Genomic DNA, 19,824 nt, shown 5'->3' with positions numbered 1-19,824 from the left:
TGTGAACGCCGCGGGCCCGGCACCTTCCCGGTGCCGGGCCCGCGGGGGCGTCGCGCTGCGTGGTCAGCCGTAGGTGTAGAAGCCCGAGCCGCTCTTGCGGCCCAGCCGGCCGGCGTCGACCATGCGCTGGAGCAGCGGGGGAGCGGCGTACAGCGGCTCCTTGTACTCCTCGTACATCGAGTACGCGACCGAGGCGACCGTGTCCAGGCCGATCAGGTCGGACAGCTTCAGCGGGCCCATCGGGTGGGCGCAGCCCAGCTCCATGCCGTTGTCGATGTCCTCGCGGCTGGCGATGCCCGACTCGAACATCCGGATCGCGGAGAGCAGGTAGGGGATCAGCAGCGCGTTGACCACGAAGCCCGAACGGTCCTGGGCGCGGATCGCGTGCTTGCCGAGCACCTTCTCGGTGAACAGCTGGGCCCGGCTCAGGGTGCCCTCGGACGTGGTGAGCGCCGGGATCAGCTCGACCAGCTGCTGCACCGGGGCCGGGTTGAAGAAGTGGATGCCGATGACCTGGTCGGGGCGCGCGGTGGCGACGGCCAGCTTCACCAGCGGGATCGAGGAGGTGTTGGACGCCAGGATCGCGTCCGGCCGGGTCACCACCTGGTCGAGGACCTGGAAGATCTCGGTCTTGACCTGCTCGTTCTCCACCACGGCCTCGATCACCAGGTCGCGGTCGGCGAACTCGCCGAGGTCGGTGGTGAAGGTGAGCCGCGCCTGCGTCGCGTCCCGCTCCTCCTCGGTGATCTTGCCGCGCTCGGCCGCCTTGGCCAGGGAGTTGAACAGCCGGGTGCGGCCGATCTCCAGGGCCTCGCCGGTGGTCTCGGCGACCTTCACGTCCAGTCCGGCCCGGGCGCACACCTCGGCGATGCCCGCACCCATCTGGCCGCAGCCCACGACTCCGACGCGTTCGATGTCGGTCACATCGTCCCTTTCGCTGCTGATCTTCGGCTGTGGCAGGCGGCCCATGTGTGCGGTGCCTGCTCCGATCGAGCACGTTACCCCCGTCGTGACGCAGATCGACGGGCCGGGTCGTGCATGCTGGCCCGGTGCACGATCCGTGACGGCGCGGATCCACGGCGTACTGGGGGTGCCCGGATGGGCCGAGTGACACGACGGGCGTTCACGGTGGCAGCCCTGTCGACCGTGGCGGTGACACCGGGCGCGACGGCGGCGCCCCAGCCTCCCGGCGCGTCGGCCGGGGCCCGCGGCGGGCGCGCCACCACCGAGATGCGCGGGATGTGGCTGGCGACGGTGGCCAACCGCGACTGGCCCTCGCGCACCGGCCTGAGCGTGGCCCGCCAGCGCGGTGAACTGACCGCGCTGCTGGACGCGGCGGTGCGCCGCCGCCTCAACACTGTCGTCCTCCAGGTGCGTCCCACCGCCGACGCGCTGTGGCCCTCGCCGTACGAGCCGTGGTCGCAGTTCCTCACCGGCACCCAGGGCAAGGACCCCGGCTGGGACCCGCTGGGCACGGCGGTCGAGGAGGCGCACGCCCGGGGCCTGCGCCTGCACGCGTGGTTCAACCCCTACCGGGTCGCGCTGCACGACGACCCGTCCCGGCTCGCCGCATCCCACCCGGCCCGCCGGCACCCCGGCTGGGTGGTGGCGTACGGCGGCGCCCTCTACTACAACCCGGGCCTGCCCGAGGTCCGGGCCTTCGTGCAGGAGGCGATGCTCGACGCGGTGCGCAGGTACCCCGTCGACGGCGTGCACTTCGACGACTACTTCTACCCGTACCCGGTGGCCGGCCGGTCCTTCGACGACGGTGCGGCCTATGCCCGCCACGGCTCCGGCTTCGCCGACCGGGCCGCCTGGCGGCGGGACAACGTCGACCGGCTGGTCCGGGAGACGGCCGCGGGCATCACGCGGATCCGGCCCGGCACGCAGTTCGGGATCAGCCCGTTCGGCGTGTGGCGCAACGCCTCGGCCGACTCGCGCGGCTCCGACACGAAGGCGGGCGCCCAGTCCTACGACGACCTGTACGCGGACACCCGCACCTGGGTCCGCAAGGGCTGGATCGACTACATCGTCCCGCAGCTGTACTGGAACATCGGCCTGAGCGCCGCCGACTACGCCAAGCTCGTGCCCTGGTGGGCGGAGGTGGCGCGGGGCAGCCGCACCCGGCTCTACCTGGGCGAGGCGCTGTACAAGGCCGGGGACGCGAGCCAGGGCAAGGCCTGGCGGGACCCGGACGAACTGTCCCGGCACCTCACGCTGGCGAAGAAGTACCCGCAGGTGCGCGGGCACGTCTTCTTCGCGGCCAAGGAGGTCGCCGCGGACCCGGCGGGCGCTATGGCACGGGTGGTCGCCGACCACTACCGGCAGCCGGCTAGGCCCCCGCGCTGAGTCCGGACCCGGGTCCGGGTCGCCCCGTGCTGTGGCCGGAAAGGTTCACCGGCTCGCGACGCCCGGCACGGCTCCCCCAAGCTCTTCGAGCAGGGGGACCCCCAGCCGCGTTGTCGCATCACCCGAGTACATCCAGTACGCGGGTGATGCTCCCCCACTGCCTGAAGGGCGTGGGAGGTACCCCCAGCACCGGACGCCGCGAGCTTCCCGGCAAACCTTTCCGGCCACAGCACTAGTACTGTTGCTGTTCCTTCTCGTGACGGCGGACCTGGCAGTCGGGGCCGGGGGACATCACGGCCTCGTGCCCGTCCGGGAAGCGGACGCGGTAGGGCGGACTGCCCTCCGAGCCCATCACTTCGACGACTTCGCTGACCTGGTCGTGCTGGCCGACCACCCGGCCGTGCTGCACGAGCTGGTCGCCTTTGGCTGCGCGCATCTGCGGGGCCTCCTCACCATGCGGGGGAGCAGCGGTCCTCGGTTCCCGAGTCTACGGCGCGGAGCGCGGCCGGAACCGGTCCGCGGCCGGAAACCGGGTGTGCGGTCGGCGCCGGATGTGGCCCGGTCAGCCGCGCGCCCGCTGGGTGACGGCGATGCAGACGAGCACGGCGGCGGCCGTCAGCGGGGCGGCCGGCGTCAGATGCTCGCCGAGCAGCAGCACCGACCACACCAGTGTGAGCAGCGGCTGGGCCAGCTGCAACTGGCTGGCCTTGGGGATGCCGACGGCCGCCATGCCCCGGTACCAGACGACCAGCCCGAGGAACTGCGAGCCCGCCGCGACCCACAGCAGGCCGGCCACGCTGTGCACGCCCAGGTGCACCGGCTCGAACGACAGCGCGACCGCGGCGGCCGGCACGGTGACCGGCAGGCACAGCACCAGGGCCCAGCCGATGACGTGCCAGCCCGGCATGATGCGGGCCAGCCGGCCGCCCTCGGTGTAGCCCGCCGCGCACACCAGCAGCGCGCCGAAGAGATAGCCGTCGGCGGTGGTCAGCGCGCCACCGCTCTGCTGCACGGTGAAGGCGACCACGGCCGCCGCGCCCGCCAGCGCCGCCGCCCAGAACGTCCTGGACGGGCGGGCCCCGACCCGCAGGGCCGACAGCAGCGCCGTGGTGAGCGGGAGCAGGCCGACGACGACCGCCGCGTGCGCGGTGGTCGAGGTCTTTAGGGCCAGGGTGGTGAGCAGCGGGAAACCGAGGACCACCCCGGCGGCGACGACCGCGAGTCCGGGCCAGTGGCGGCGGGCGGGCGGCGGCACGCGCAGCGCCAGCAGGCAGCCGCCCGCGATGACGGCGGCGAGCACGCTGCGCACGGCCACCAGCGACCAGGGGCCGAAGCCCTCCAGACCCCAGGCGGTGGCCGGGAAGGTGAGGGAGAAGGCGAGCACACCGAGCGCGGCCTGGAGGAACCCGGACCGCGTCCGGGACGAAGCCCCGGCCGGGTCCGCGGCTTCTTCCCGCGCGGCCGGTCCGGTGGGCCCGGCGGCCCGGGCCGCTTCCGCCTCGGGCCCGGCCGCCGCTTCCGCCTCGGCCGCCTTCGGCGCCGGGCTGTGGACCGCTATCCGGTTCGGCGCAGTAGCGCTACTCTTTGCTTCCATGCATGAGCGTAGCAGTGTGGGCGAGCTGGCCCAACGGCTCCGACGGGATCTCGACCGCTACTCACCGGGTGGAAAGCTCCCGTCCAGCCGGGCGCTGGTCGAGCGGTACCGGGTGAGCCCGGTGACCGTCTCCCGGGCCCTGGCGCAACTGGCCGCCGAGGGGCTGGTCGTCACACGCCCCGGCGCGGGCGCCTTCCGGGCCGCGCCGCCCGCCCCCGCCCCCGCGGCCGGGGACACCTCCTGGCAGGCCGTCGCGCTCAGCGCCGACGCGGCCGCCGGCCTCGTACCGCGCACGGTGGACGCCTCCGGCGTCACGGTCTCGCTCGCCGCCCCGCCGCCCGGCGTGATCGAGTTCAGCGGCGGCTACCTGCACCCCTCGCTCCAGCCCGAGCGGGCGATGGCCGCCGCGCTCTCCCGCGCGGGCCGCCGCCCCGGGGCCTGGGGCAGACCTCCGCTGGACGGGCTCGTGGAACTGCGCGAGTGGTTCGCGCGGAGCATCGGCGGCCCCGGCGGCACGGTGACCGCCGCCGAGGTCCTGATCACGGCGGGCGGCCAGTCCGCGCTCACCACAGCGCTGCGCGCCCTCGCACCGCCCGGCGCCGCGGTGCTCGTCGAGTCGCCGACCTACCCGGGCATGCTGGCCATCGCCCGCTCCGCGGGGCTGCGGCCGGTCCCGGTCCCGGTCGACGCCGACGGGGTGCGCCCGCGGCTGCTGGCCGACGCGTTCCGGGCGAGCGGCGCGCGTGTCTTCGTCTGCCAGCCCCTGTTCCAGAACCCCACGGGCGCCGTGCTCGCCCCGGACCGGCGGGCCGAGGTGGTGCGGATCGCCCGCGAGGCCGGCGCGTTCGTGATCGAGGACGACTTCGTGCGCCGGCTCGTCCACGAGGACGCGGGCCCCCTGCCGCCGCCGCTGGCCGCCGACGACCCGGACGGGGTCGTCGTGCACGTCGCTTCGCTGACCAAGGCGACCTCGCCCAGCTTCCGGGTGAGCGCGCTGGCCGCCCGCGGCCCGGTCCGCCAGCGGTTGCGCGCGATCCAGGTCGTCGACACCTTCTTCGTGCCGGGGCCGCTGCAGGAGGCGGCGCTGGAGCTCGTCGGCTCGCCCGCCTGGCCGCGCCATCTGCGTGCGCTGGCGGCCGAGTTGAAGGCCCGCCGGGACGCGATGACGAGCGCCCTTCGGCTGCACCTGCCCGAACTGGTCCTCCCGCACATCCCGTCCGGCGGCTACCACCTGTGGGTGCGCCTGCCCGACGGCACGGACGAGGCCGCCCTCACCGCCGCGGCCCTGCGCGCGGGGGTCGCGCTCACCCCGGGCCGCCCGTACTTCAGCGCGGAGCCCCCGGCCGCGCACGTCCGGCTGAGCTTCGCCGCGGTCGGCGGCATCGCCGAGATCACCGAGGGCGTACGCCGTCTGCGCACGGCCTGCACCGAGGCGCTCGCCTGACGACCGGGCGCGGACGGTGTACCGGAACCCGCTTAACAGGGTCCGCCCGGGCCTGTCAGCCTCCCGGCACGACTGCCACCCCGCGCCTGGCCGACGGCTACGAGATCTCCACCGACCCCGCCCGCAGACGCCGCACGTGTGCACGAGTGGCTCTCCACGCAGACGTACTGGGCGCGGGGCCGCACACGGGAGAAGCAGGACCGGGCCATCGACGGCTCGCTGAACTTCGGTGTGTTCGACACCGCCCGCGGTGACCAGGTCGCGTACGCCCGTGTGATCACCGACCTGACGACCTTCGCCTGGCTGTGCGACGTGTATGTCGATCCGGCCGTGCGCGGCAAAGGCATCGGCACCGCTCTCGTCGGCGCCGTCCGCGAGCACCTGCGCCCTCACGGGCTGCGGCGGATCGTTCTGGCCACCGACGACGCGCACGGCGTCTACGAGAAGCTGGGCTTCCAGCCGCTGGAGCGGCCCGGTCACTGGAGCGGCCCGGTCAGTGGATGGCGCTCGTCTTCGAGTGAGCCTCGCCGCGGCCCGCGCGAAGGCGGGGCCCGCGCGAAGGCGGGGCCCGAGCAAGGGCGGGCCGCGCGGGCGGCCGGGTGGGTTCAGCCTTCGCGCGTGTAGTCGGTGGTGAGGACCAGGTCCTTGGCCGGGCCGCCCACGCGCCACACCGTCCGCCAGTGGTCCGCGTCCCGCACGGTGAACTCGCCGCGGTACAGGTCGGCCGAGCAGGGGTGGTCGGCGATGTGCCGGCCCGAGGCCAGGTCCAGGTCGTGGAAGGGCCGCCCGTCGGCGAACCGCACGTCAGCCCCGCCCGGGCGGGTGCCGGGCAGGAAGCGCAGGGTGCGCTCCGCGGGCCGGGCGACGCCCCGCCAGACGAACGTGCCCGACTCGTGGTGCAGCAGCCCCCCGCCGTCCAGCGGACCGAAGTCGGTCACGCCGGTGAAGGAGCCCTCGCCGCCGCCGGCCAGGTCCCGCACCGACCGCTCGACCCGCCACCGCCCGGCCAGGTAGGCCAGCGCGTCCGGCACCGGCCAGTACTCGCCCATCGTCTTCCGCCTCCGCTCGTGTTCGCCGTTCCCGGCCCGGGCCGCTGCCCGCCCATGGACGTGCCCCGGCTGCCTGCCCCGCCCATCTTGCCTTTCGGCGCACCGAGCACTCTTCGACGGGCCCTCAGGCCGGCGTGGACCGCCGGCCGAGCGGCAGCAGCCCACGCTCGGTGAAGACCTTCTTGGCGACGAAGGTGGCATTGAGGGCCTTCGGGAAACCGCAGTAGCCGGCCGCGTGCAGCATCGCCTCGACGATCTGCTCCGGCGTGAGACCGACGTTGAGGGCCGCGTTCACGTGCACCTCCAGCTGGGGCTCGCAGCCGCCGAGCGCGGTCAGCATCCCGAGCGTCACCAACTGGCGGTCGCGCGGGGCGAGTTCCGGTCGGGCGTAGATCTCGCCGAAGCCCCAGGAGACGATCTGGTGTCCCAGTTCGGGGCTGATGTCGGCCAGCGAGTCGACGACCCGCTGCCCCGCCTCGCCGTCCACGCTCCGCAGCACCTCGAGGCCGCGGTCGAAGCGCTCTTCACGGGTGGTGCTCTCGCTCATCTCGCATCGTCCGTCCCCGCCTGCCGCTCGTGCAGCAGTCGTTCGTAGTGATCGATCTTGTCGTCCAGCGCGCCCGCGCTGCGGCGCAGCGCCCGCATGCGCGCGGCCAGTTCGGCCCGGTGCTCACGCAGCAGCGCCAGCCGGTCGGCGACCGTCGCGTCGCCCCCGGCCCGCAGGCGGGCGAAGCGCTGCATGCCGGCGATCGACATGCCCGTCTCGCGCAGCCGCAGCAGGAACTCCAGCCAGGCCAGGTCGGCCGCCTCGTACCGCCGCTGGTTGCCGGTGCTGCGGCCGACCCGTTCGATCAGGCCGGCCCGCTCGTAGTAGCGCAGGGTGTCGTGGGAGAGGCCGGTGCGCTCGGCGACCTGGGCGATGGTCAGAGTCGTTGCCCGGACCCCGGGGAGGGGCTGTCCGCTGGTCATGGGAAGACCGTAGAACCTGGAGCACGCTCCAGGTCAAGCTCCGCCGCCGGGCATCTCGCGGCGGGGCGGTCGCGAGTCCTCCCGAGCACCACCGGTCATCGCCCCCGAACCCGACGGCAATTCAATTAACCCCTGGATCATTTACGCGACGGTTCGAGTTTCCCTGACGGAAACAGGGTGCCGGAGAATACTGCTGCGCATTCGAATTCACGGCCCCCGCCCCGGGCGACGGCACAGCCGTCGCGAAGCCCGCCGTCCAGGCCCGTAGATCGACGACGCGCGGGGAGTGACCTCCCCTTCCCGACGAGACGCCGTACGTCCCGAAATTCCCCTGGGAGCCTGCCGAGAATGGATCGTCCAAGCCTGCCGAGGGCCGTTCTCAAAGCCGTGCGGCGACGAGCGGACGGGGGCGACGGCGCCCCGGAGGACGGCTCGCCCCGCATACCCTGGTGGCGGCGGCCGGGGCAGTCCGCCACCCTGCTGGCCGCGCTGCTCACCGCCACCGCCTTCTGCGCCGCCGACGCCGTCGCCGGCAGCTACCCCTTCGGTCCCCGCACCCGCAGCGTCAACGACCTGGGCAACCAGTACGTGCCCTTCCACGCCCACCTGTGGGACCTGCTGCACGGACGCGCCGACGGCGGCCTGCTGGTCAACTGGCAGTCCGGGTACGGCTCCAGTTTCCTGCCCGACCTCGGGACCTACCTCAGCAGCCCCTTCGCCCTGCTGGTCGCGTTCTTCCCGCGGGACGAGATCCACCTCGCGGTCTACGTCGTCACCGTGCTGAAGACCATGTCCGCCGGCGCCGCCATGGCCTGGCTGCTGCTCCGCCTGCGCCCGGGCCGCTGGTGGGCGGCGGGGCTGCTGGGCGCCGCCTACGCCCTGTGCGGGTGGTCCCTGGCGGACGCCTCCTACAACCCGATGTGGCTGGACGGCCTCGTCGCGCTGCCCCTGCTCTGCCTGGTCGGCGAATGGGCCCTGACCGGGCGGCGCCGGCTGCTCGGCGTGGTGATCGTGGCGCTCGCCTGGATCGCCAACTTCTACACCGCCTACATGGCCACCCTCGGCGCCGGCCTGGTGCTGCTGCTGCGGCTGTGGCTCGGCCGGGTGCCGCGGCGGCGCGCGCTGGTGGCCGCGGGCCGGGCCGCGGCCACCGTCGTCCTCGGCGTGGGCCTGTCGGCGCCGCTGGTGACGGTGATCTACCGCGGCACGCAGCACGCCTACCCGGGCCGGGTCACGCACTTCTCGCCGGTGCCCACCGAGGACGTCCTGGCCCGCCTGCTGCCCACGACGTACGGCTTCGGCAGCCCGGCCCTCTTCGTGGGCACCACGGCCCTGCTGCTCGCCCTCGCCCTGCCCTTCCACCGCGCGGCCCCGAAGCGGGTGCGCGCCGGATGGCCCCTGCTGGTGGCCGCCGTGACGCTGTCCCTGCAGTGGACGCCGACCCACCTGGCCTGGCACGCCTTCGCCACCCCGAACGGCAGCCCCTACCGCCAGGCCTTCGTCCTGTGCGCGCTGCTGGTCATCGCGGCCTGGCACACCCTCTCGTACGGCACTCCGGGCCCGCGCGCGCTGGGGGCGGCTGCCACGCTGCTCGCCCTGATCGCCGCCGTCGCGAGCGGCAGCGGCCTGGTCCGCTCCTTCGCCTGGCCGGTACTGCTCCTGGCCGCGGCGGGGGCCCTCGCGGGACTGCTGCTCCTCGGCCGCGCGGAGCGGGGGGCGGCCGCCGATGGCGGGGGCTCGGCCACCGAGGACGCACGGGGGTTCGCCGACGGCGGGGGATCCGCCACCGAACGCGCGCCTGTGTCCGCCGACGCCGGGAGAACGTCCGCCGACGGCCGACGCCTGCCCGCCGACGGCTCGGAGTCCTCCGCCGCCGGCCCGCACCCGCCCGGCACCGCCCGGGCCGCAGGAGCCGGCGCAGGCCCGCCCACCGCCCCGCGTCCGCCCGCCGTCCGCCGGCCCGGCCCCGGCGGTGCGCCGTCGCCCGCCGGTCGCAGGCAGCGGCGCCGTACCGCCCTCGCGGGACTCGCCGTGGTGCTGCTCACCGCGGTGCAGTTGGGGGAGGCCACCGCCACCTCCGCCGTGGCGACCCGGCTGCGGCTGGCCCACCTGGACGACTACGCGCCCTGGGGGGCGCGGCAGCAGCGGCAGGCGGACGCGATCGCGCGGGCCGAGGACTGGCCCCGCTACCGCACCGACCCGGGCCGGGAGCAGACCGTGGGCAACGACCCGATGATGGTCGGCGGTCAGGGGGCCCAGTACTACAGCAGCCTCACCGCCGACGTCCTCAGCCGCATGCTCACCGCCCTGGGCGACGGCTGGACCTCCCGCGGGCGCAACCTGCAGAGCCTGGACAACGCCGTCACGGACGCCGTCTTCTCCGTGGGCGCCCGCGTGCACTCACCGCCGGACCCGCACCAGGACTGGTACGCGCGCGACCCCAGCCCCCCGTCCGTGTCCCGCCAGGACGTGCCCCCGCTGGTGACCGTACGCCCGTCCGGCGCCGCCGGGCCCGCGCGCGCGGGTGTCGCCGCCTTCGGCCCCTCGCCGTACCGCAACCAGGAGCTGGTCCTCGGCGCCCGCGTCTACACCGTGCCGCGCCTCACCATGCGCACCTGGGCCGGGGAGCAGCCGGACCGCAGCGCCGACGCGGCCCGTCCCGGCCTGCGGTTCGGCGCCGCCCGCCGCGCCGCGGGGGCGCTCCCGGCGCCGAAGCCGTCGATCACCGCCCGCTGCCCGGCCGGCAGCGAGGTCTACCTGTGGGCGCCGCACTTCTACGGCACCGCCCGGCTCACCGCCGCCCCGGCGGGCGGAACCGGAGCGGGCGCCGCGCACGGCTACGGCCCGACCGGACGGTTCAGGTCCGACGCGGCCAAGATCGCCGCCATGCAGCGGCTCGGCCGGGTCCCGGCCTCCGGGCGGTTGCGGATCGAGCTGACCCCCACCAGGGCCGGCACGGTCCCGGACGGTGCGGTCGGCTGCCTGGACACCGCCCGGCTGCGCACCGCCGTCGAGCACCTCGAGGCCACCGGCGCGAGCGAGGTGAGCGTCTCCGACGGCACGCTGCACGCCCGGCTCCCGGCCCACAGCACCGGAACCGCCGTCGTCGCCGCGCCCCGGATCGCCGGCTGGCGGTGTGCCGCGGGCAACGGCCCCGCCGTCCCCGCCGAGCAGTACTACGGCCTGATCGCCGTGCCCCTGGACGGTTCCGCGACCAGCGTCACCTGCACCTTCCACCCGCCCGGCCTGCGCCTGGGCACCGCCGTCGGCGGTGCCTCGCTCGTGGTCCTGGCCCTGCTGGGCGCCCTCGGCGCCGTCCGCCGCCGACGGCGGACCGCCGGCCGCCCCGCCCCGCACCCCACGCCCACACGCCCGCGCGAGCGCACGACCAGCGCTCTCTGACCGCGCCCCCCGGGGAGAACAACCATGCTCATCTCGATCGTCGCGCCCTGCTACAACGAGGAAGACGTCATCGAACGCTTCCACGAGGCGGTCCAGAAGGTCGCCGAAGACCTCCTGCCGCTCGGCCACGACATGGAGTTCGTGTACGTCGACGACGGCAGCCGCGACCGGACACTGACGCTGCTCCAGCGACTGGCCGCCGCCGACGCACGCGTGCGCTACGTTTCGTTCAGCCGCAACTTCGGCAAGGAGGCCGCCCTGCTCGCCGGCCTGCGCCACGCCTCGGGAGACTCCGTGGTCGTCATGGACGCCGACCTCCAGCACCCGCCGGAGCTGATCCGGCGCATGGTCGAGCTGCGCGGCCAGGGCTTCGACCAGGTGCTGGCCCGGCGCAGCAGGAACGGCGACCGGTTCACCCGCACCCTCACCGCCCGCCTGTACTACCGGCTCGTCAACCGGCTCGTCGACGTGGAACTCAAGGACGGCGTGGGCGACTTCCGGCTGCTGTCGCGGCGCGTGGTGGAGGCGGTGCTGGCGCTGACCGAGTACAACCGCTTCTCCAAGGGCCTGTTCGCCTGGGTGGGCTTCCCCACCACCACCTTCGAGTACGAGAACGCGGTACGCGAGCACGGCAGCAGTTCCTGGAGCCTGAAGTCCCTGCTCAACTACGGCCTCGACGGACTGCTCTCGTTCAACAACAGGCCGCTGCGCGCCGCCCTCCACCTGGGCATGTGGCTGCTGCTGTGCGCCGGGGTGTACACCGCGTGGATCGTGGGCGCCGCCCTCGTCAACGGAGTGCAGACCCCCGGATATGTCACGATCATCACGGCCGTCACCGCGCTCGCCGGCGTGCAGATGGTCATGCTCGGCGTCATCGGGGAGTACACGGGCCGGATCTACTACGAGGTGAAGGGGCGCCCGCACTTCCTGGTGAAGGAGAGCAACGTGGAGCGAACGAAGGATCTCATTTCCTGATGCGTAACCCGATGACGAGGCAGATCGTCACCTTCGCCGTGGTCGGCGTTCTCAACACGGCGACGTACTACGTTCTTTACCTGCTGTTCCTCACGCGTCTGCCGTACCTCCTCGCGCATGTGCTCGCCTTCTTCCTCAGCATGATCGGCTCCTTCTTCCTGAACGCGCGCTTCACCTACCGGACCCGGCCGACCTGGCGGAAATTCCTGCTGTTCCCGCTGACGAACGCCGCCAATTTCCTGATCACCACGGCGGGCGTGTACGTGATCGTCGACGTGCTGCACGCCGGGAGCCGGTTCGCCCCGCTGCTCGCCTCCGCGGCGGCGATCCCGGTGACCTTCGTCGTCTCCCGCTGGATCATGCTCCCGAAGGCGGACCCGCCCAGGATTGCATAAACGTGCATCCATACGTATAGTCATGCCATCAAGGAGGAGGGCTCATGGCTGTACGTGTGGCGATCGCCGGTGCCAGCGGATACGCGGGCGGAGAAGCGCTGCGTCTGCTGCTCGCGCACCCCGAGGTGGAGATCGGTGCCCTGACCGGCAACTCCAACGCCGGTCAGCGGCTCGGCGCGCTCCAGCCGCACCTGCTGCCGCTGGCCGACCGGGTGCTCGCCGAGACCGCCCCCGAGGCACTGGCCGGGCACGACGTCGTCTTCCTCGCGCTGCCGCACGGCCAGTCCGCGGCCGTCGCCGAGCAGCTCGGAGACGACGTCCTCGTCATCGACATGGGCGCCGACTTCCGGCTGAAGGACCCGGCCGACTGGGAGCGGTTCTACGGCTCCCCGCACGCCGGCACCTGGCCCTACGGACTCCCCGAACTTCCGGGTGGCCGCGCCGCGCTGGAGGGGTCCAAGCGCATCGCGGTGCCCGGTTGCTACCCGACCGCCGTGTCCCTGGCCCTCGTCCCCGCCTACGCGGCCGCACTCGTCGAGAACGAGGCGGTGGTCGTCGCCGCCTCCGGCACCTCCGGCGCGGGCAAGGCGGCCAAGCCGCACCTGCTCGGCTCCGAGGTCATGGGCTCCATGTCCCCCTACGGCGTAGGCGGCGGCCACCGGCACACCCCCGAGATGATGCAGAACCTCGGCGCGGCGGCCGGCGAGCCGGTCACCGTCTCCTTCACGCCCACCCTGGCCCCGATGCCCCGCGGCATCCTCGCCACGTGCAGCGCCAGGGCCCGCGCGGGCGTCACCGCCGAGACCGTCCGCGCCGCCTACGAGAAGGCGTACGCCGACGAGCCCTTCGTCCACCTGCTGCCCGAGGGGCAGTGGCCCGCCACCGGCGCCGTGCACGGCTCCAACGCCGTCCAGATCCAGGTGGCGTACGACCCCGCCGCGCACCGCGTCGTCGTGATCAGCGCCATCGACAACCTGACCAAGGGCACCGCGGGCGGCGCCGTGCAGAGCATGAACATCGCCCTCGGACTCGACGAGACCACCGGACTTTCCACGATCGGAGTCGCACCGTGAGTGTCACGGCCGCAAAGGGATTCACGGCTGCGGGCATCGCCGCCGGGATCAAGGAGAACGGCAACCCCGACCTGGCCCTCGTGGTCAACACCGGGCCGCGCCGCGCCGCCGCGGGCGTCTTCACCTCCAACCGTGTCAAGGCCGCGCCGGTGCTGTGGTCCGAGCAGGTCCTCAAGGGCGGTGAGCTGACCGCCGTCGTCCTCAACTCCGGCGGCGCCAACGCCTGTACGGGTCCCAAGGGCTTCCAGGACACCCACGCCACCGCGGAGAAGGCGGCCGAGTCGCTCAACACCGCGGGCCACGACGAGACGGGCGGCCACGCGCCCGGCCAGGTCGCCGTCTGCTCCACGGGCCTGATCGGTGTGCTGCTGCCGATGGACAAGCTGCTGCGGGGCGTGGACAAGGCGGTCGCCCAGCTCAGCCCGCACGGCGGCGAGAAGGCCGCCATCGCCATCAAGACCACCGACACCGTGCACAAGACGTCCGTCGTCACCAAGGACGGCTGGACCGTCGGCGGCATGGCCAAGGGCGCGGGCATGCTCGCCCCGGGCCTGGCCACCATGCTGGTCGTGCTCACCACGGACGCCGACCTGGAGGCCGACGTCCTCGACAGGGCCCTGCGCGCGGCCACGAAGGTCACGTTCGACCGCGTCGACTCCGACGGCTGCATGTCCACCAACGACACCGTGCTGCTGCTCGCCTCCGGCGCCGCCGAAGTCACGCCCGGCTACGAGGAGTTCGCCGAGGCCGTACGGACCGTCTGCGCCGACCTCGGCCGCCAGCTCATCGGGGACGCCGAGGGCGCCGGCAAGGACATCCAGGTCGAGGTGGTGGGCGCGGCGACCGAGGCCGACGCCGTCGAGGTGGGCCGCTCCATCGCCCGCAACAACCTCCTCAAGTGCGCCATCCACGGCGAGGACCCCAACTGGGGCCGCGTCCTGTCCGCGATCGGCACCACCGGGGCCGCCTTCGAGCCGGACCGGCTGAACGTCGCCATCAACGGCGTCTGGGTCTGCAAGAACGGCTCGGTCGGCGAGGACCGCGAGAAGGTCGACATGCGCTACCGCGAGGTGCACATCGTCGCCGACCTCGCCGCGGGCTCCGAGACCGCCACCATCTGGACCAACGACCTCACCGCCGACTACGTCCACGAGAACAGCGCCTACTCCTCATGACCACGACGCGGAAACACACGGCACTGCCCAAGGCCAAGATCCTCATCGAGGCCCTGCCCTGGCTCACCCGCCACCACGGCAAGACCGTCGTCATCAAGTTCGGCGGCAACGCCATGATCGACGAGGAGCTGAAGGCCGCCTTCGCCCAGGACGTCGTCTTCCTGCGGCACGCCGGACTCAAGCCCGTCGTCGTGCACGGCGGCGGCCCGCAGATCAGCGCCGCCCTCGACCGGCACGGCATCGTCAGCGAGTTCAAGGCGGGCCTGCGCGTCACCAGCGAGGACGCCATGGACGTCGTCCGCATGGTGCTGGCCGGGCAGGTCCAGCGCGAACTGGTCGGACTGCTCAACCAGCACGGCCCGCTCGCCGTCGGCCTCACCGGCGAGGACGCCCACACCATCACCGCCACCAGGCACACCCCCGAGATCGACGGCGAGCCGGTCGACATCGGGCGCGTCGGCGAGATCACCGCGATCGACACCGGCGCGCTCGAAACCCTGCTCGCCGACGGCCGCATCCCGGTCGTCTCCTCGATCGCCCGCTCCCAGGACGACGGACATGTCTACAACGTCAATGCTGATACGGCGGCTGCGGCACTCGCTGCGGCACTGGGCGCCGAAACCCTCATGGTCCTCACCGACGTCGAGGGCCTCTACGAGGACTGGCCCAACTCCGAGGAGGTGATCAGCCGCCTCACCGCGAGCCAGCTGGAGAAACTCCTGCCGGAGCTGTCCTTGGGCATGGTGCCGAAGATGCGCGGCTGCCTGCACGCCGTACGCGGCGGCGTGAACACGGCCCGCGTCATCGACGGCCGGGTCCAGCACTCGATCCTGCTGGAGATCTTCACCGACGAAGGCATCGGCACGATGGTCGTGCCGGACGAAGAGGGGGAGTCGTGAGCAACGCCGAACTGACCGCCCGGTGGCGGGGCGCGCTGATGAACAACTACGGCACGCCCCGCCTGCCCCTGGTCCGCGGCGAGGGCACGAAGCTCTGGGACGCCGACGGCAAGCAGTACCTCGACTTCGTCGGCGGCATCGCGGTCAACGCGCTCGGCCACGCCCACCCGGCGGTCGTCGAGGCCGTGAGCCGGCAGATCGCCTCGCTGGGCCACGTCTCCAACCTGTTCGTCGCCGAGCCGCCGGTCGCCCTCGCCGAACGGCTGCTCCAGCACTTCGGCCGCGACGGCAAGGTGTTCTTCTGCAACTCCGGCGCCGAGGCCAACGAGGGCGCCTTCAAGATCGGCCGGCTCACCGGGCGCACCCACATGGTCGCCACCCGGGGCGGCTTCCACGGCCGCACCATGGGCGCCCTGGCCCTGACCGGCCAGCCCGGCAAGCAGGAGCCCTTCCTGCCGCTGCCCGGCGACGTCACCCATGTGCCCTACGGCGACGCGCAGGCGCTGGCCGCCGCGGTCACCGAGGACACCGCCCTGGTGGTCATCGAGCCGATCCAGGGCGAGAACGGTGTCGTCGTACCGCCGGCCGGCTATCTGAAGGCGGCCCGCGCGATCACCGCCGCCACCGGTGCGCTGCTCGTCCTGGACGAGGTGCAGACCGGCATCGGCCGCACCGGGCACTGGTTCGAGTACCAGGCCCACGACGGCGTCCTGCCGGACGTGGTCACCCTCGCCAAGGGCCTCGGCGGCGGGCTGCCGCTGGGCGCGACGGTCGCGTTCGGCCGCGCCGCCGACCTGCTCGGGCCCGGACAGCACGGCACCACCTTCGGCGGCAACCCGGTCGCCTGCGCCGCCGGACTCGCCGTCCTGGACACCATCGCGGGCGAGGGACTGCTGGAGAACGTCAAACGGCAGAGCGAGTCGCTGCGCCAGGGTGTCGAGGCGCTGGGCCACCCGCTCGTCGACCACGTCCGGGGCGCCGGCCTGCTCCTGGGTATCGTGCTCACCGGGCCGCACGCGCCACAGGTGCAGCAGGCGGCCCAGGAGGCCGGCCTGCTCGTGAACGCGCCCGCTCCCGACGTCATCCGGCTGATGCCGCCGCTGAACCTCGGCGACGACGACGTGGACGCGCTCCTGCGGGCGCTGCCCGGCATCCTGGACCAGGCCGACGAGGCCGACGTGGCCGACGGGGAGGGATGATCCGCAGAAATGGGACGACGATGAGTCAGGCACAGGACCACGAGCACAGTGACGGCTCAGCCGCCGGGCCCGCCCTGCCGCAGACCCGCACCGCACGCCACCGCCGGATCGTGGACATCCTCAACCGGCAACCGGTGCGCTCGCAGAGCCAGTTGGCCAAGCTGCTGGCCGACGACGGGCTGAGCGTCACGCAGGCGACGCTCTCGCGCGACCTCGACGAGCTGAACGCGGTCAAGATCCGCAACAACGACGGCGACCTCATCTACGCGGTCCCCAGCGAGGGCGGCTTCCGCACGCCGCGCGCCCCGCTGGGCGAGTCCGCCAAGGAGGAGCGGATGCGGCGGCTCTCACAGGAACTGCTGATCTCGGCGGAGGCGTCGGCGAACCTCGTGGTCCTGCGCACCCCGCCGGGCGCCGCACAGTTCCTGGCGTCCGCGATCGACCAGGCCGAACTGCAGGACATCCTCGGCACCATCGCCGGTGACGACACGCTGCTCCTGATCAGCCGGGACCCGAGCGGGGGCCAGGCCCTGGCGGACCACCTGCTGAGGCTCGCGCAGAACGGTCACTGAGCGGCGAGGTACCCGCTCAGCCCCGGCGTGCCCCGCATCTCCCCGTCCGCCGTGATCAGCAGGGCCTCCACGCCGGGCAGCGTCTCCAGCCAGGCGAGCGCGCCCTGCGAACCCCGGGCGAAGGCGGCGGTGGCCCAGCAGTCCGCCCAGGTCAGGCGGGGCGCCAGCACCGTGACCGAGAGCAGGTCGGTGGCGGCGGGCCGGCCGGTGCGCGGGTCGAGGACGTGGGCGCCGCGCTCGGCGGTGCCCGAGGTGGCCACGGCCAGTCCCGCCGCACCGGCCGCCGAGACCACCGCGGCCAGCCGGCCGGGGCGCACCGGGTCCGCCACCCCGACCCGCCAGGGCCGGTGCGGCCCCGGGGAGCCCAGCACCTGCACGTCGCCGCCGCCGTTCACGCTGACCGCGCCGGCTCCCGCAGCCGCGAGGTGACGGGCGGCCCGTTCGGCCGCCCAGCCCTTGACGATGCCCGTCGGGTCCAGTGGCCCCCGGTGGCGCAGGCAGAACCAGCCGCCGCTGGTCTCCTCCGCCTCGGCGCCCAGGGCGAGCACCTCGGCGACCTCCGGATCGCACTCCCGCTCCGCGATTTCACCGCGCGCCAGCCGGGAGACCTGGCTGTCCGGGCGGTAGGTGCTGAAGCGCTCGTCGACCCGGTGCAGCGCGGCCACGGCCTCGGCCAGCGCGGCGCGGACCGCGCCGGGTTCCCCGCCGCGGACGTCGAAGGAGAAGACCGTCCCCATGACCTCCTCCGCGTGTCGCACGGCGGCCGGGGCCGCGGCCTCAGCCACGGCCCCGGTCCAGCGCCGACTGCAACGACCGCCGGTAGCCGTCACTGGTGTACGTGGCCCCCGAGACCGAGTCGATGTCCGCGCTCTGCGCGGCCAGCGCCTCCCTGCGCAGCGCGGGCAGGGCGTAGCTGTTGATCTCCTGGTCGCGCGGGTTGTCCGTGGGGTAGGCGACCGCCGTGACGTCGGTGATCCGGCCGCCTTCGACCGTGATCCGCACCTGGACGGGACCCCAGCGGGTCTGCGCCGTCTCACCGGTGACGCTCCTGGTGCCGGAGGAACCGCCGACGGCAGCGGGGCTGCCCGACGGGACGGGCACCGGCGCCGCGGCGATCCGCGGCGGCGTGTGCGGCTTGAGCGACAGCAGCATCACCAGGCCGGAGACGGTCGCGGCGCTCGCCAGCACGATCCGGCGCAGCGGACGGTTCTTCCTCAACGGGTGCACGGCGGCCTCACAGCTCGAACGACTCGTGGTGGATACGGCGGTCCGGCACGCCGGCGGCGCGCAGTGCCGCGTACACGTCCCGGGCGAAGGCGTGCGGACCGCACAGGTACACGTCGTGCCCGGCGAGGTCGGTGACGGTCGCGCGCAGCGACTTCGGGGTCAGGGCGGGGCGCCGGCCGTGCGGGCCGTTGAGTGCGTACAGCACCCGGGCGCCGCGCCGGCGGGCGATGGCCTCCAGTTCGCCGCCCAGGGCCAGATCCTCGGCGGTGCGCGCCCGGTACAGCAGGGTGACCTCGCCGGGCAGCGTCTCGAACAGCGCCCGCAGCGGGGTGATGCCGACCCCGGCCGCGATCAGCAGCGACCTGGGCGAGGTCTGCCGGTCGGCGGTCAGCGCGCCGTACGGGCCCTCCGCCCACACCCGGGTGCCCGGCCGCAGCAGCGGCACGGCCGCGCTGTGGTCGCCGAGCGCCTTCACGGTGATGCGCAGCAGGCCGGGGCGGGGCGGCGCGGACAGCGAGTACGGCGTCGACGTCCGGCCCATGCCCTCGGACAGGAACCGCCAGCGGAAGAACTGGCCGGGGCGGGCGCCGAGTTCGTCGAGGCGGTGGCCGCGGACGACGACCGAGTACACGCCGGGCGCCTCCCGGTGCACCGACTCGACCCGCATCCGGTGCCGCAGGTTGAGCCGCACCGGCACGAGGACGCGGAACCACAGCACCAGGACGCTCACGCCTCCGTACAGCGCGTACCAGGCGGCCGTGGCGGCGGGCCTGCCGTTGAACTGCTCGCCCAGCGCGAGCTGGTGCCAGAAGGCGAGGAAGACGGCGGCATAGGTGAGCAGGTGCGTCCAGTACCAGAACTCGTGGCTGGTCCTGCGGCGCACCGCACGCGCGGAGGTGACGCCGACGGCGAGGAGGATCAGCGTGCCCGCGGTCGCCATCAGCATGTCCGGGTAGTCCAGGACCACGGTGACCGCCTCGTGCAGCACCGAGGAGCGGTCCTGGGCGGCGTACCCGGTCAGGACCAGCACGACGTGCGCGGCCAGCAGACACACCGTGTACCGGCCGGCCATCGCGTGCCAGCGGGCCACCCGGTCCGAACCGATCCGGTTCTCCAGCAGCGGCACCCGGGCCATCAGGGCGACGAGCACCGCGCAGGAGTAGCCGCACAGCAGTCCCGTGATCCGCCCGGCGCCGGTCAGCTCGCCCGCCGCCCCCACGACGGAATGCGTGTCGTGCCACCACAGGGCGACCACCGCCGCGGCCCCCGCCCACAGCAGGGCCGGCAGCGCCCCGGCGGGCACGCGCCGCGGCGCCGCCGGCACGGGGGGCGCCGTCCGCCGCTCGTCCACCGTGGTCATGCCATCCACGTCCTCTCACCGGGTCCGGGACGCCACTGTGCGGGCCGAACCTCTGAGCGCGCTCTGAGCAGCGGGCCCGCGCGGGCCACTCACAGAGAACTCAGAGCCACCTCGCTCGCCGCACCGGGAGCGGGTCGGCGAT

Annotated in this window: 19 protein-coding genes and 1 pseudogene; 11 read left to right on the top strand and 9 right to left on the bottom strand. The window is 73.7% G+C overall.

The annotated features are described in order from the left end of the window. Positions 1 to 63 precede the first annotated feature (63 nt). Entirely contained in the window at positions 64 to 969 is a 906-nt protein-coding gene (locus AB0G56_RS08360) for a 3-hydroxybutyryl-CoA dehydrogenase (RefSeq protein ID WP_360965533.1), read from the bottom strand. 129 nt (positions 970 to 1,098) lie between these two features. On the opposite strand from AB0G56_RS08360, the gene AB0G56_RS08355 reads away from it, so the two are divergent. After that, positions 1,099 to 2,349: a family 10 glycosylhydrolase gene (locus AB0G56_RS08355; RefSeq protein WP_360965530.1), complete on the top strand. Its 1,251-nt coding sequence runs from the start codon at positions 1,099 to 1,101 to the stop codon at positions 2,347 to 2,349. 232 nt (positions 2,350 to 2,581) lie between these two features. Here AB0G56_RS08355 and AB0G56_RS08350 read toward each other — a convergent pair whose 3' ends face one another. Together AB0G56_RS08350 and AB0G56_RS08345 are read right to left on the bottom strand one after the other, a co-directional pair. Continuing rightward, positions 2,582 to 2,785: a DUF1918 domain-containing protein gene (locus tag AB0G56_RS08350; RefSeq protein WP_360965527.1), complete on the bottom strand. Its 204-nt coding sequence runs from the start codon at positions 2,783 to 2,785 to the stop codon at positions 2,582 to 2,584. A gap of 126 nt (positions 2,786 to 2,911) precedes the next feature. Then, positions 2,912 to 3,943, bottom strand: a complete 1,032-nt coding sequence (locus tag AB0G56_RS08345; protein ID WP_360965524.1) for a DMT family transporter — start codon at positions 3,941 to 3,943, stop codon at positions 2,912 to 2,914. On the opposite strand from AB0G56_RS08345, the gene AB0G56_RS08340 reads away from it, so the two are divergent. Continuing rightward, on the top strand, positions 3,942 to 5,387 hold the full coding sequence (locus AB0G56_RS08340) for a PLP-dependent aminotransferase family protein (RefSeq protein ID WP_360965522.1): 1,446 nt from the start codon (positions 3,942 to 3,944) through the stop codon (positions 5,385 to 5,387). The two genes, AB0G56_RS08345 and AB0G56_RS08340, sit on opposite strands and share 2 nt — an antisense overlap. Before the next feature lie 86 nt (positions 5,388 to 5,473). Next, positions 5,474 to 5,861 (top strand): annotated as a pseudogene (locus AB0G56_RS08335) (GNAT family N-acetyltransferase); the annotation flags it as partial. Positions 5,862 to 5,992: 131 nt separating this feature from the next. Here AB0G56_RS08335 and AB0G56_RS08330 read toward each other — a convergent pair. The 3 genes from AB0G56_RS08330 to AB0G56_RS08320 form a co-directional block, all read right to left on the bottom strand. Beyond that, entirely contained in the window at positions 5,993 to 6,436 is a 444-nt protein-coding gene (locus AB0G56_RS08330) for a DUF6314 family protein (RefSeq protein ID WP_360965519.1), read from the bottom strand. 124 nt (positions 6,437 to 6,560) lie between these two features. Beyond that, complete coding sequence (locus tag AB0G56_RS08325; protein WP_360965516.1) at positions 6,561 to 6,983, bottom strand: carboxymuconolactone decarboxylase family protein; 423 nt, start codon at positions 6,981 to 6,983, stop codon at positions 6,561 to 6,563. Continuing rightward, entirely contained in the window at positions 6,980 to 7,405 is a 426-nt protein-coding gene (locus AB0G56_RS08320; RefSeq protein ID WP_360965514.1) for a MerR family transcriptional regulator, read from the bottom strand. The genes AB0G56_RS08325 and AB0G56_RS08320 overlap by 4 nt, the downstream gene beginning before the upstream one ends. Before the next feature lie 348 nt (positions 7,406 to 7,753). Between AB0G56_RS08320 and AB0G56_RS08315 the strand changes: the two genes are divergently transcribed. The 8 genes from AB0G56_RS08315 to AB0G56_RS08280 are packed head-to-tail and all read left to right on the top strand — an operon-like array spanning position 7,754 to position 17,095. Then, complete coding sequence (locus AB0G56_RS08315) at positions 7,754 to 10,807, top strand: YfhO family protein (protein ID WP_360965511.1); 3,054 nt, start codon at positions 7,754 to 7,756, stop codon at positions 10,805 to 10,807. A 24-nt stretch (positions 10,808 to 10,831) separates the two neighbouring features. Next, the gene (locus tag AB0G56_RS08310; RefSeq protein WP_360965508.1) at positions 10,832 to 11,782 is read left to right on the top strand and encodes a glycosyltransferase family 2 protein; all 951 of its coding nucleotides are present in this window, start codon (positions 10,832 to 10,834) and stop codon (positions 11,780 to 11,782) included. Further along, complete coding sequence (locus AB0G56_RS08305; protein WP_360965505.1) at positions 11,782 to 12,177, top strand: GtrA family protein; 396 nt, start codon at positions 11,782 to 11,784, stop codon at positions 12,175 to 12,177. The genes AB0G56_RS08310 and AB0G56_RS08305 overlap by 1 nt, the downstream gene beginning before the upstream one ends. A gap of 44 nt (positions 12,178 to 12,221) precedes the next feature. Further along, the gene (gene argC / locus AB0G56_RS08300) at positions 12,222 to 13,250 is read left to right on the top strand and encodes an N-acetyl-gamma-glutamyl-phosphate reductase (protein ID WP_360965502.1); all 1,029 of its coding nucleotides are present in this window, start codon (positions 12,222 to 12,224) and stop codon (positions 13,248 to 13,250) included. Next, positions 13,247 to 14,425 (top strand): bifunctional glutamate N-acetyltransferase/amino-acid acetyltransferase ArgJ, encoded by a 1,179-nt coding sequence (gene argJ / locus AB0G56_RS08295; RefSeq protein ID WP_360965499.1) that lies wholly within the window; start codon positions 13,247 to 13,249, stop codon positions 14,423 to 14,425. The genes argC and argJ overlap by 4 nt, the downstream gene beginning before the upstream one ends. Continuing rightward, on the top strand, positions 14,422 to 15,324 hold the full coding sequence (gene argB, locus AB0G56_RS08290) for an acetylglutamate kinase (protein WP_360965496.1): 903 nt from the start codon (positions 14,422 to 14,424) through the stop codon (positions 15,322 to 15,324). Before argJ ends, argB begins: the two co-directional genes overlap by 4 nt. Beyond that, positions 15,321 to 16,523 (top strand): acetylornithine transaminase, encoded by a 1,203-nt coding sequence (locus AB0G56_RS08285; RefSeq protein WP_360965493.1) that lies wholly within the window; start codon positions 15,321 to 15,323, stop codon positions 16,521 to 16,523. The genes argB and AB0G56_RS08285 overlap by 4 nt, the downstream gene beginning before the upstream one ends. Before the next feature lie 20 nt (positions 16,524 to 16,543). Then, positions 16,544 to 17,095: an arginine repressor gene (locus tag AB0G56_RS08280; RefSeq protein ID WP_360965490.1), complete on the top strand. Its 552-nt coding sequence runs from the start codon at positions 16,544 to 16,546 to the stop codon at positions 17,093 to 17,095. On the opposite strand, the gene AB0G56_RS08275 is transcribed toward AB0G56_RS08280, so the two are convergent. Genes AB0G56_RS08275 through AB0G56_RS08265 form a run of 3 tightly spaced genes read right to left on the bottom strand, consistent with a single transcriptional unit; the run spans position 17,089 to position 19,682 of the window. Then, complete coding sequence (locus AB0G56_RS08275; protein WP_360966043.1) at positions 17,089 to 17,832, bottom strand: FAD:protein FMN transferase; 744 nt, start codon at positions 17,830 to 17,832, stop codon at positions 17,089 to 17,091. The two genes, AB0G56_RS08280 and AB0G56_RS08275, sit on opposite strands and share 7 nt — an antisense overlap. A gap of 40 nt (positions 17,833 to 17,872) precedes the next feature. After that, positions 17,873 to 18,322 carry an FMN-binding protein gene (locus tag AB0G56_RS08270; RefSeq protein ID WP_360965487.1) on the bottom strand — a complete coding sequence of 150 codons (450 nt, stop codon included), beginning with the start codon at positions 18,320 to 18,322 and terminating at the stop codon, positions 17,873 to 17,875. Positions 18,323 to 18,329: 7 nt separating this feature from the next. Further along, a complete protein-coding gene (locus AB0G56_RS08265; protein ID WP_360965484.1) occupies positions 18,330 to 19,682 on the bottom strand; it encodes a ferredoxin reductase family protein in 1,353 nt (450 codons plus the stop codon). Positions 19,683 to 19,824: the final 142 nt, after the last annotated feature.

This window comes from Streptomyces sp. NPDC021356 (assembly GCF_040641015.1).
Lineage (GTDB): Bacteria > Actinomycetota > Actinomycetes > Streptomycetales > Streptomycetaceae > Streptomyces.
This window is presented reverse-complemented; position numbering and strand designations above follow the sequence as displayed.